Here is a 12001-nt window from a genome sequence, read left to right on the forward strand (position 1 = left end):
GGTTACCCGCCCACTACGAGGGGCGCGAAATTCGCCTCAGGCGCTCAGAGCCGCCAGCGCCTCGGTCCAGACCTTCTGGTCGCGGGCCTCGCCGGGCTGGTTCATCTCGGCGAATCGCACGATGCCTGACCGGTCGATGACGAAGGTGCCCCGGTTGGCAAAACCCGCGTCCTCGTTGAAGACACCGTAGGCCTGCGCCACCGCGCCGTGCGGCCAGAAGTCGGACAGCACCGGGAAGGTGAAGCCGCTTTCGGTGGCCCAGATCTTGTGCGTGGGCGAGGCGCCGACGGAGACGGCCAGCGTCGCGGTGTCGTCGTTGTCGTAGCTGGGCAGGTTGTCGCGCACCTCGTCCAGCTCGCCCTGGCAGATGCCGGTGAAGGCGAGCGGGAAGAACACCAGCAGGACGTTCTTCTTGCCGCGGAAGTCACTGAGGGTGACCGGCTGGCCGTTCTGGTCTTTGAGAGTGAAATCCGGCGCCTCGGCGCCGATGGCCAGTGTCATGAATGTCTCCCTGCTGCTTTGGATTTCGGTTGCACCAGGCGACTGCCGATCCAGTCGCCAAGGTTGGCCGACGAGGTCTGCATCAGCCCGGCGGTGGGCGCGGCCTCGGCGATGTCGGCCGGAAGTACATGACCCGGTTTCCCGGTCTTGGGCGTCAGCACCCAGATGACGCCGTCCTCAGCGAGTGGCGCGATGGCGTCCATCAACTGATCGACGAGGTCCCCATCCTCCTCACGCCACCACAGCACCACCACGTCGACCACCTCATCGGCGTCCTCGTCGATGAGTTCGCCGCCGCAGGCATCCTCGACGTCGGCGCGAATATCGTCGTTCGTGTCATCGTCCCAGCCCAGCTCCTGGACGATTTGACCGTGCTGGATGCCCAGCCTCTGGGCGTAGTTGGGCTCGCTGTCACTCGCGGCGACCACCGTCGCAACCTCCTCTGTCATCGGCTGTCGTGCGCATATCGTCGCACGCCGTAGCCGGTCGCCTCACTGTTGGTGTTTTTTTGCTCAGTACGTGGCATCGCAGAGTCGCAGGACGTCCGACCGGGCGCCGTTGAGATCATCGATGATCGTATTGAACTCCGCGGGTGGCGCTCGCCTGGTGATTGCGTCCGCGGTGGTGCGGGCGCCGTCGACCCACTCCATGAATGCGTCCGTCAATTTCTCCGGCACGATCTCGGCGATGCTCTTCTCCACCGCATCCGCACTCTGGGACAGCGCGTCCACGGCCGGACCCGCGGCCGACTCGGTATCGCCCCCCGGGGCGTTGAAGGCGCCGACGTAGGCATTGACCGCGTCAATGGCGTCGGCGCTGGAGGTCGACAGCGTCTCGCAGGTGTCATGGACGGCCTGAGTGGTCATCGCCGCCTGACGTTCGGACTCGCGGGCGCTGGAACTGGCTGCCGCTTGCGAGGACGACATCGACACCGAGGTGCGGTAGGCAGGGGCGTCGCCGGAACTGGCGGTGGCGCCACCGCCGGTGACCGTGGTGCACCCCACGGTCAAGATGCCCAGTGCGGCCACCGCGCCGACGGTCAATCCGGCGACTCGCACCACCCGCGGGTTTCCGCTCAGCACGGGTGCAGACGTTACCGGTTCGGCGGTCGGATTCGGGTGCCGCCCGAATTTCCTCGCTTTTGCTGCGGCACTCTGCGTCCTGAGCGACGCAGTTGCGGCACGATGGGACACATGCTGCCCGTGCATACCGCCGAAGCCATCGAGGAGCGGAATTGACCACCGAGTTCGCGCGAGATCAGGGGACCCAGAGCGGCCCAAACGAATCCGAACGGGTTCGGGTCATCCGCGAAGGAGTCGCGTCCTATCTGCCCGACATCGACGCCGAAGAGACATCCGAGTGGCTGGAGTCCTTCGACGACCTGCTCGCCCGCTCCGGCCCGGCCCGCGCCCGCTATCTCATGCTGCGGCTGCTGGAGCGCGCCGGTGAGCAGCGAGTGGCGATTCCCGCTCTGACGTCCACCGACTACGTCAACACGATCCCGACCGAAATGGAGCCGTGGTTCCCCGGCGACGAGGAGGTCGAGCGCCGCTACCGGCGTTGGATCCGGTGGAACGCCGCGATCATGGTGCACCGTGCCCAGCGCCCGGGCGTCGGCGTGGGCGGTCACATCTCCACGTACGCGTCCTCGGCGTCGCTCTACGAGGTGGGCTTCAACCACTTCTTCCGCGGCAAGTCCCATCCCGGTGGCGGCGACCAGGTGTACATCCAGGGCCACGCCTCCCCCGGCATCTACGCCCGGGCCTTCCTGGAAGGCCGGCTCACCGAGGACCGGCTCGACGGGTTCCGGCAGGAGCACAGCCATCCCGGCGGCGGTCTGCCGTCCTACCCGCACCCGCGGTTGATGCCGGAGTTCTGGGAATTCCCCACCGTCTCCATGGGCTTGGGCCCGATGAACGCCATCTACCAGGCCCGGTTCAACCACTACTTGCACGACCGGGGCATCAAGGACACCTCCGACCAGCATGTGTGGGCGTTCCTCGGCGACGGCGAGATGGACGAGCCGGAAAGCCGCGGACTGATCCAGCTCGCCGCCAACGAGGCCCTGGACAACTTGACGTTCGTCATCAACTGCAACCTGCAACGGCTCGACGGCCCGGTGCGCGGCAACGGCAAGATCATCCAGGAACTGGAGTCCTTCTTCCGCGGGGCCGGCTGGAACGTCATCAAGGTCGTGTGGGGCCGGGAGTGGGACGCGCTGCTGCACGCCGACAAAGACGGCGCGTTGGTCAACCTGATGAACTCGACCCCCGACGGGGACTACCAGACCTACCGCGCCAACGACGGCGCCTATCTGCGGGAGCACTTCTTCGGACGCGATCCGCGCACCAAGGCGCTGGTGCAGCACATCTCGGACGCCGACATCTGGAGCCTCAAGCGCGGCGGCCACGACTACCGCAAGGTCTATGCCGCCTACCGGGCGGCGATGGAGCACAAGGGCCAGCCGACGGTGATCCTGGCCAAGACCATCAAGGGCTACTCGCTGGGCGCCCACTTCCAGGGCCGCAATGCCACCCATCAGATGAAGAAGCTCGCCCTGCAGGACCTCAAGGACTTCCGCGACGCCATCCGCATCCCGATCAGCGACGCCCAGCTTGAGGAGAACCCCTACCTGCCGCCGTACTACCACCCGGGCCCGGATTCCCCGGAGATCCGTTACCTGCTCGACCGGCGCACCACGCTGGGCGGCCCAGTTCCGCAGCGGCGCAACAGCTCCAGGGCGCTGACCCTGCCCTCCCGCGACGTCTACAAGCCGCTCAAGGGAGGTTCGGGCAACCAGGCGGTGGCGACGACGATGGCCACCGTGCGGGTGTTCAAGGAACTGCTGCGCGAAACCGGGGAGAACGCCGTCGGCAAACGGATCGTGCCGATCATTCCCGACGAGGCACGCACCTTCGGCATGGACTCGTGGTTCCCGACGCTGAAGATCTACAACCGCCTCGGCCAGCTCTACACCGCGGTCGACGCACAGCTGATGCTGGCCTACAAGGAGAGCCCGAAGGGCCAGATCCTGCACGAGGGCATCAACGAGGCGGGCTCGTGCGCGTCGTTCACCGCGGTGGGCACGTCGTACTCCACCCACAGCGAGCCGATGATCCCGGTCTACATCTTCTATTCGATGTTCGGCTTCCAGCGCACCGGCGACAGCTTCTGGGCCGCTGCCGATCAGATGGCGCGCGGCTTCGTGCTCGGGGCCACCGCCGGGCGCACCACGCTCACCGGCGAGGGCCTGCAGCACGCCGACGGGCATTCCCAGCTGCTGGCCTCGACCAATCCGGCAGTGGTGGCCTATGACCCGGCGTTCGCCTACGAGGTCGCCTACATCATCGAAAGCGGCCTGGCCCGGATGTACGGGCAGAACCCGGAGAACGTGTTCTTCTACATCACCATCTACAACGAGCCCTACGCTCAGCCCGCCGAACCGGAGAACCTCGACGTCGAGCATCTCCTCAAAGGCATGTACCGATTCCGGCCCTCGACCGAGAAGCGCAACAGCGTGGCCCAGATCCTGGCGTCCGGGGTTTCCATGCCCGACGCGCTGCGGGCCGCCGACATGCTGGCCGAGCGCTGGGACGTCGCCGCGGACGTGTGGTCGGTGACCAGCTGGAACGAACTGCACCGCGACGGCCTGGAGGTCGAGAAGGAACGGCTGCGCCATCCGGACCGGCAGCCGCGCACACCGTTCGTCACCGAACAGCTGGGCAAGACAGCCGGTCCGGTGGTCGCGGTGTCGGACTGGATGCGGGCCGTGCCGGATCAGATCCGGCAGTGGGTGCCCAACACCTACGTCACGCTCGGCACCGACGGGTTCGGTTTCTCCGACACCCGGCCGGCCGCCCGGCGCTACTTCAACACCGACGCCGAATCCGTGGTCGTCGCCGTGCTGGAGGCGCTGGCCCGGGACGGCGAGATCGATCCCACGGTGGCCGTCTCGGCCGCCCGCGAGTACCGGATCGACGACGTGCTGGCAGCGCCGGAGCAGACCTCGGACTCGGGGGTCTCGTGAGGCCGCCTCGGAACGGCGTGAATTAGAGCTTTCCGCCAAATATTCACGTACGTTTTAGAGGTGCCCGACAGCCCGCCTTTCGAGGTGCAGCGCTCTCCGCTGGAACTGCTGGAGAATGTCCCCGAGTCGACGTTGCGCCGACTCAAGGGGCGCTCGGGCCGGCTGGCCACCGAAGCCGTGCATGCCATGCAGAAACGCCTGCCGTTCTTCGCCGAACTCGAAGCCTCACAACGCGCCAGCGTGCAACTGGTGGTCCAGGCCGCGGTGGTGAACTTCGCCGAATGGGTGCGCAACCCCGCCAGTCAGGTCGGCTACACCGCGCAGGCGTTCGAGCTCGTTCCTGCGGACCTGACCCGCAAGATCGCGCTGGCCCAGACCGTCGACATGGTGCGCGTCACCATGGAGTTCTTCGAAGAGGTCGTTCCGGCGGTCGCCCGCAACGAGGAGCAGGCCACCGCGCTGACGGTCGGAATCCTGCGCTACAGCCGCGATCTCGCCTTCGCCGCGGCCAGCGCCTATGCCGACGCCGCCGAGGCGCGCGGGTCGTGGGACAGCCGAATGGAGGCCAGCGTGGTCGACGCCGTCGTGCGCGGCGACACCGGCCCTGAACTGTTGTCCCGGGCAGCGGCGCTGAACTGGGACACCACCGCGCCGGCGACGGTGGTGGTCGGCAGCCCGCGACCCGGCCGGGAGGAACTCGCCGGTGAGGACGTCCGGGATATCGCGCTGCGCAATGAACGCGCGGCACTCGCTGACGTGCACGGCACCTGGCTGATTGCGATCATCTCCGGTCCGCTGCCCCCCACCGACCGGTTCTTCAACGACCTGCTGGGCGCCTTCTCCGACGGCCCGGTGGTGATCGGCCCGACCGCCCCGATGCTCACCGCTGCCTATCTCAGTGCCAGCGAGGCGATCTCGGGAATGAACGCGGTCGCCGGCTGGACCGGGGCGCCCCGGCCGGTACCGGCCCGTGAACTGCTGCCCGAACGGGCACTTCTGGGCGACACCTCAGCGGTAGCGGCCCTGTACAACGACATCACCCGACCGCTTGCCGACGCCGGTCCCGCACTCTCGGAGACTCTCGACGCCTTCCTCGACAGTGGTGGCGCCATCGAGGCCTGCGCCAGGAAACTGTTCGTTCATCCAAATACGGTTCGTTACCGACTCAAGCGGATCACCGACTTCACCGGCCGCGATCCCACGGTGGCCCGGGACGCCTACGTCTTGCGGGTGGCCACCACGGTCGGCCGGCTCGGTTACTCGGGGGCCACCGCGGGCAAAGCCCAGACCAGTGCAAACGGCCCGGCATCCCAGCTGACGACTCCCCTGGTCGGTCTGGGCCGCAGCGAATAGGTCGCAGGAAGGCGTCGCCGCCATTGCATCCCGGGGCACCTTTGTAGGGGTTCCACAAAAACCTAAGACAAGGTTCATAATCCTTTACACCCGGAAAAGCAGCGTTCACAGTGTTCTCTTAGAGATGTGATTGCGTTCCTCGCGCCCGGACAGGGCTCTCAGACACCCGGCATGCTCGCCGAGTGGCTTGAGGCGCCCGGTGCCGCCGACCGGATTGCGTCCTGGTCGCAGATCAGCGGACTGGATCTGGGCCGACTGGGCACCACCGCGACCGCCGAGGAGATCACCGACACCGCCGTGACGCAGCCGCTGGTCGTCGCGACCACCCTGCTGGCCTACGACGAGCTGGCCAAGCGCGGCCTTTGGCCGGCCGGACCCGGAAAGACCGTGGTGGCCGGGCATTCCGTCGGCGAGATCGCCGCCTATGCCATCGCCGGCGTCATCTCCCCCGACCAGGCCGTCAAGCTGGCCGCGGTCCGTGGCGCCGAGATGGCACGGGCCTGCGCGCTGGAGCCGACAGGCATGTCGGCGGTGCTCGGCGGCGACGAGGCCGAGGTGCTGGCGCGTCTGGAAGCCCTCGAACTCATCCCCGCCAACCGCAACGCCGCGGGTCAGATCGTGGCCGCCGGCGCGGTGTCGGCGCTGGAGAAGCTGGCAGAGGATCCGCCGGCCAAGGCCCGGGTGCGCCAGCTCGCCACCGCCGGGGCGTTTCACACGCACTACATGTCCTCCGCGCTGGAGGGCTACGCGGCAGCGGCCGCAGAGGTCAGCCCGGCCGACCCCACCACCACGCTGCTATCCAACGTCGACGGCCAGCCCGTCACCTCGGGCGCCGACGCGATGGAGAAGCTCGTCGCGCAGCTCACCCGCCCGGTGCGCTGGGATCTGTGCACCGAGACCATGCGCAATGTCGGCACCACGGCGATCGTCGAGTTCCCCCCGGCGGGGGCGCTGACCGGCATCGCCAAACGTGAACTTCGGGGCGTCGTGACGCATGCCGTCAAGACACCCGCAGATCTGGACCGGCTCGCCGATCTCTAGGCCGGCCGCTCCAGAACAACCCAGTAGATAGATCGTCAACCAGAAAAGGAGCCACGACGTGGGCGCCAGTCAAGATGAAATCATCGCCGGTCTCGCCGAGATCATCGAAGAGGTCACCGGTATCGAGCCGTCCGAGGTCACCCCGGAGAAGTCCTTCGTCGACGACCTGGACATCGACTCGCTGTCGATGGTTGAGATCGCCGTGCAGACCGAGGACAAGTACGGCGTGAAGATTCCGGACGAGGATCTGGCCGGCCTCCGGACCGTCGGTGACGTCGTCGCCTACATCCAGAAGCTGGAGTCGGAGAACCCCGAGGCCGCCGCCGCCCTTCGCGAGAAGTTTGCGTCGGAGTCATGACACGTCCTTCCACTGCTAACGGGGGTTTCCCCAACGTCGTGGTGACCGCCGTCGAGGCGACCACGGCGTTGGGCGCTGACATCGACAGCACGTGGAAGGCCCTGCTGGCCGGCGAAAGCGGAATCCGGGTCCTTGAAGACGATTTCGTCACCAAGTGGGACCTGCCGGTGCGGATCGGCGGGCATCTCGTCGATCCAATCGACGACCACATGGGCCGGCTGGATCTGCGACGGATGTCGTATGTCCAGCGGATGTCGAAATACCTCGGTCGCAAGATGTGGGATGCCGCAGGCGCCCCCGAGGTCGACCCGGACCGCTTCGCGGTCGTCATCGGCACGGGTCTGGGTGGCGGCGAGAAGATCGTCGAGACCTACGACACGATGAACGAGGGCGGCATCCGCAAGGTGTCGCCGCTGGCCGTTCAGATGATCATGCCCAACGGTGCGGCCGCGGTGGTCGGTCTTGACCTCGGCGCTCGCGCCGGTGTCATCACCCCGGTGTCGGCCTGCTCATCCGGGTCGGAGGCCATCGCGCACGCCTGGCGTCACATCGTCATGGGTGATGCCGACGTCGTCGTGTGCGGTGGCGTCGAGGGCATGATCGAGGCGCTGCCGATCGCGGCGTTCTCGATGATGCGCGCGATGTCCACCCGCAACGACGATCCGGCCGCGGCGTCGCGTCCGTTCGACAAGGACCGCGACGGGTTCGTCTTCGGTGAGGCCGGCGCGATGATGATCCTCGAAACCGAGGAGCACGCCAAGGCCCGCGGCGCCACGCCGTTGGCCCGGCTTCTGGGTGCGGGTATCACCTCCGACGCGTTCCATATGGTGGCCCCGGCCTCCGACGGCCTGCGGGCCGGCGGTGCCATGAAGCGGGCGCTGGAGACGGCGGGCTTGTCGCCGGCGGACATCGGCCACGTCAACGCCCACGCCACCTCGACGTCGATCGGCGACATCGCCGAGGCTGCGGCCATCCGGGTCGCGGGTGTTGAGCACGCACCGGTGTACGCGCCGAAGTCGGCGCTGGGCCATTCGATCGGCGCCGTCGGCGCCCTGGAATCGATCCTGACGGTGCTCTCGCTGCGCGACGGGGTGATCCCGCCGACGCTGAACTACGAGACGCCCGACCCGGAGATCGATCTGGACGTCGTCGCCGGGGAACCGCGTTACGGCGACTACCAGTACGCCATCAACAACTCGTTCGGATTCGGCGGGCATAACGTCGCGCTCGCGTTCGGCCGGTACTGATCCGGGGAAGGGCCCAACTGCACCGATGGCACAGCTGACTACGGGTAACGGTCTGCCGAACGTGGTCGTCACCGGCATCGCCATGACGACCGCGCTCGCCACCGACGCCGAGAACACCTGGAAGATGCTCCTCGACGGACAATCCGGGATCCGCACGCTCAAGGATCCGTTCATCGAGGAGTACGACCTGCCGGTGCGTATCGGCGGTCATCTGCTGGAGGACTTCGAGAGCGAGCTCAACAAGGTCGAGCTCCGGCGGATGTCCTACCTGCAGCGGATGGCCACCGTGGTCGGCCGCCGGGCCTGGCAGAACGCCGGCGCCCCGGAGGTCGACACCCGCCGGCTGATGGTGTCCGTCGGCACCGGGATGGGGTCGTCGGAGGAACTGCTGTTCGCCTACGACGCCATGCGGACCAAGGGTCTTCGCGCGGTGTCCCCGCTGGTGGTGCAGAAGTTCATGCCCAATGGACCCGCCGCGGTGATCGGACTTGAGCTTGGGGCCAAAGCCGGTGTGACGACGGTGATCTCAGCCTGCGCGTCGGGGTCGGAGGCCATCGCCACCGCCTGGCGCAACATCGCCTACGGCGAGGCCGACATGGCCATCTGCGGCGGCGTGGAGACCAAGATCGAGGCGGTGCCCATCGCCGCGTTCGCCCAGATGCGCATCGTGCTGTCGACCACCAACGACGACCCGGCCGGGGCCTGTCGGCCGTTCGACGTCGACCGCAACGGTTTCGTGTTCGGCGAGGCTGCCGCGCTCATGGTCATCGAGACCGAGGAGCACGCCAAGGCGCGCGGGGCCACCATCCTGGGCCGCATCATGGGGGCGTCGGTGACCTCCGACGGCTACCACATCGTCGCGCCGGATCCCAACGGCGCGCAGGCCGGCCAGGCGATCACCCGGGCAGTCCAGCTGGCGGGCCTGCAGCCGAGCGACATCGATCACATCAACGCCCACGCCACCGGCACCCAGGTGGGTGACATCGCCGAGAGCAAGGCCATCAACAACGCGTTGGGCGGCCACCGGCCCGTGGTCTACGCGCCGAAGTCGGCACTCGGCCACTCGGTGGGCGCGGTCGGTGCGGTCGAGTCGATCCTGACGGTGATGGCGTTGCGGGACGGCATCGTTCCCCCGACGCTGAACCTCAAGAACCTCGACCCCGAGGTCGACCTGGACGTGGTGGCCGACGAACCACGCCTCGGTAACTACCAGTACGCGGTGAACAACTCGTTCGGATTCGGCGGACACAACGTCGCCATCGCATTCGGTAAGTACTAACAACAGCCGGCCCGGATTTGAAAAAGTCGGGCTGGCGCAACGCAGCATGAGGAGGTATGGATGACGATCCTGGCCCCTGTAGAGGTCGACGAGTCGCTCGACCCTCGCGATCCGCTGCGTCGACTGCGAGCGTTTTTCGACGAGGACAGCATCGAACTACTCCACGAACGTGACCGCTCCGGCGTGCTCGCGGCGTCGGGCACGGTCAACGGTGTGCGCACCATCGGGTTCTGCACCGACGGCACCGTCATGGGCGGCGCGATGGGTGTTGAGGGCTGCCAGCACATCGTCAACGCCTACGACCTCGCGATCGAGGAAAGCAGCCCCATCGTGGGGATCTGGCACTCCGGCGGCGCCCGGCTGGCCGAGGGCGTGCGCGCCCTGCACGCGGTCGGTCTGGTCTTCGAGGCCATGATCCGGGCCTCGGGCCACGTCCCGCAGATCTCGGTGGTCGTCGGGTTCGCCGCCGGCGGTGCCGCGTACGGGCCGGCGCTGACCGATGTGGTCATCATGGCTCCCGAGGGCCGGGTGTTCGTCACCGGACCGGACATCGTCCGCAGCGTGACCGGCGAAGACGTCGACATGGAGTCCCTCGGCGGCCCCGACACCCACCACAAGAAGTCCGGTGTGTGTCACATCGTCGCCGACGACGAGACCGACGCGTACGTCCGCGGCCGACGGCTGGTCGAATACTTCTCCCAGCAGGGCCATTTCGACCGCTCCAAAGCCGAGGCCGGAGACGTCGACCTGCACGCCCTGCTGCCGGAGTCGGCGCGCCGCGCCTACGACGTGCACCCGTTGGTCGAAGCACTGCTCGACTCCGACTCCCCCTTCGAGGAGTTCCAATCCCGCTGGGCGCCGTCGATGGTGGTCGGCGTGGGCCGGCTCTCCGGACGGACCGTCGGCGTGCTGGCCAACAACCCGCTGCGGCTCGGTGGCTGCCTGAACTCCGAAAGTGCCGAGAAGGCTGCCCGTTTCGTGCGGCTGTGCAACGCCTTCGGCATCCCGCTGGTGGTCATCGTCGACGTGCCGGGCTACCTGCCGGGCGTCGACCAGGAGTGGGGCGGGGTGGTGCGCCGCGGCGCGAAGCTGTTGCACGCCTTCGGTGAAGCCACCGTTCCGCGCGTCACCCTGGTGACCCGCAAGATCTACGGCGGGGCCTACATCGCGATGAACTCGCGGTCACTCGGCGCCACGAAGGTCTTCGCCTGGCCGGACGCCGAGGTGGCGGTCATGGGCGCCAAAGCGGCCGTGGGCATTCTGCACAAGAAGAAGCTGGCGGCCACCCCGGAGCACGAGCGTGAGGCGCTGCACGAGGAGCTGGCCGCCGAGCACGAGCGGATCGCCGGCGGGGTGGACAGCGCCATCGACATCGGCGTGGTCGACGAGAAGATCGACCCGGCCCACACCCGCAGCAAGCTCACCCAGGCCCTGGCCGAGGCGCCGCACCGCCGCGGGCGGCACAAGAACATCCCGCTGTAGGTCAGCGGGTCGCGAGCATCTCCTGCGCGGCGGCGACGGCACGTTCCCGGTCGGCCGCCACGAGTCCGATGCGGGTGCGCCGGTCCAGGATGTCATCGATGTCCAGAGCGCCCTCGTGGGTGATCGCGAACTCGAATTCGGCCCGGGTGACGTCGATGCGAGCGGCCACCGGTTCGGTCGGTCGGTCGCACCGCGCGGCGGAGACGACGGCGGACGACTCCCCGCCGTAGCGCGCCACCAGTGACGCCGGTCCGGCGGGTTGTCCGGTCGCCCCCACCAGCGGCAGATTCGTGGTGCGGCACGGCCCGGCCGTGAGCCCCCGCTCGCCGATCGCGCGGTCGAGGACGTCCTGCGCCATGTGCCGGTACTCGGTGAGCTTGCCGCCGACGACGCTGAACAGGCCGTCCGCGGACTCCAGCACCGCGTGATCGCGGGACAGGTCGGAAGTCCGGCCGCTTTCGTCCCCCGCGTCGATCAGCGGGCGCAGACCCGCATACGCACCCGTCACGTCGGCCGGTGTCAGCGCCGTCTGCAGCGCGGTATTAGCGGTGTCGAGCAGGAAGCGCACCTCCTGCGGGGTCGGCTCCGGCACGTCCGGGATCGGGCCGGGCGACTCCTCGTCGGTCAGGCCCAGGTACACCCGGCCCAGCTGGGCCGGTAGGGCGAAAACGAACCGGTTGGTCTCGCCGGGGATCGGAATGGTCAGTGCCGCA

Annotated in this window: 11 protein-coding genes; 7 read left to right on the top strand and 4 right to left on the bottom strand. The window is 67.9% G+C overall.

Annotation, left to right across the window (positions count from 1 at the left end):
• Positions 1 to 36: 36 nt before the first annotated feature.
• From ADBZ6I_RS11920 to ADBZ6I_RS11930, 3 genes are all read right to left on the bottom strand, one after another.
• Positions 37 to 501 carry a peroxiredoxin gene (locus tag ADBZ6I_RS11920; protein WP_526384056.1) on the bottom strand — a complete coding sequence of 155 codons (465 nt, stop codon included), beginning with the start codon at positions 499 to 501 and terminating at the stop codon, positions 37 to 39.
• Entirely contained in the window at positions 498 to 950 is a 453-nt protein-coding gene (locus ADBZ6I_RS11925; protein WP_526384058.1) for a DUF3052 family protein, read from the bottom strand. The genes ADBZ6I_RS11920 and ADBZ6I_RS11925 overlap by 4 nt, the downstream gene beginning before the upstream one ends.
• 63 nt (positions 951 to 1013) lie before the next feature.
• A complete protein-coding gene (locus ADBZ6I_RS11930) occupies positions 1014 to 1583 on the bottom strand; it encodes an Rv2240c family protein (protein WP_526384060.1) in 570 nt (189 codons plus the stop codon).
• A 152-nt stretch (positions 1584 to 1735) separates the two neighbouring features.
• Between ADBZ6I_RS11930 and aceE the strand changes: the two genes are divergently transcribed.
• The 7 genes from aceE (at position 1736) to ADBZ6I_RS11965 (ending at position 11288) form a co-directional block, all read left to right on the top strand.
• A complete protein-coding gene (gene aceE, locus ADBZ6I_RS11935; protein WP_526384062.1) occupies positions 1736 to 4528 on the top strand; it encodes a pyruvate dehydrogenase (acetyl-transferring), homodimeric type in 2793 nt (930 codons plus the stop codon).
• Between the two features lie 60 nt (positions 4529 to 4588).
• The gene (locus ADBZ6I_RS11940; RefSeq protein ID WP_526384064.1) at positions 4589 to 5881 is read left to right on the top strand and encodes a PucR family transcriptional regulator; all 1293 of its coding nucleotides are present in this window, start codon (positions 4589 to 4591) and stop codon (positions 5879 to 5881) included.
• A 126-nt stretch (positions 5882 to 6007) separates the two neighbouring features.
• On the top strand, positions 6008 to 6922 hold the full coding sequence (locus tag ADBZ6I_RS11945) for an ACP S-malonyltransferase (protein ID WP_526384066.1): 915 nt from the start codon (positions 6008 to 6010) through the stop codon (positions 6920 to 6922).
• Positions 6923 to 6980: 58 nt separating this feature from the next.
• On the top strand, positions 6981 to 7280 hold the full coding sequence (acpM, locus tag ADBZ6I_RS11950; RefSeq protein WP_526384068.1) for a meromycolate extension acyl carrier protein AcpM: 300 nt from the start codon (positions 6981 to 6983) through the stop codon (positions 7278 to 7280).
• The gene (gene kasA, locus ADBZ6I_RS11955) at positions 7277 to 8527 is read left to right on the top strand and encodes a 3-oxoacyl-ACP synthase KasA (RefSeq protein ID WP_526384070.1); all 1251 of its coding nucleotides are present in this window, start codon (positions 7277 to 7279) and stop codon (positions 8525 to 8527) included. The genes acpM and kasA overlap by 4 nt, the downstream gene beginning before the upstream one ends.
• Positions 8528 to 8552: 25 nt before the next feature.
• Positions 8553 to 9806, top strand: a complete 1254-nt coding sequence (kasB, locus tag ADBZ6I_RS11960) for a 3-oxoacyl-ACP synthase KasB (RefSeq protein WP_526384072.1) — start codon at positions 8553 to 8555, stop codon at positions 9804 to 9806.
• Positions 9807 to 9866: 60 nt separating this feature from the next.
• Positions 9867 to 11288, top strand: a complete 1422-nt coding sequence (locus ADBZ6I_RS11965; RefSeq protein ID WP_526384074.1) for an acyl-CoA carboxylase subunit beta — start codon at positions 9867 to 9869, stop codon at positions 11286 to 11288.
• A 1-nt stretch (position 11289) separates the two neighbouring features.
• Here the strand turns inward: ADBZ6I_RS11965 and ADBZ6I_RS11970 are convergent.
• A partial coding sequence (locus ADBZ6I_RS11970) for a glycerol-3-phosphate dehydrogenase C-terminal domain-containing protein (RefSeq protein WP_526384076.1) occupies positions 11290 to 12001 on the bottom strand: 712 nt, incomplete at its 5' end.

The sequence above is a fragment of the Mycobacterium sp. genome (assembly GCF_044342925.1).
In the GTDB taxonomy this organism is placed as follows: domain Bacteria; phylum Actinomycetota; class Actinomycetes; order Mycobacteriales; family Mycobacteriaceae; genus Mycobacterium.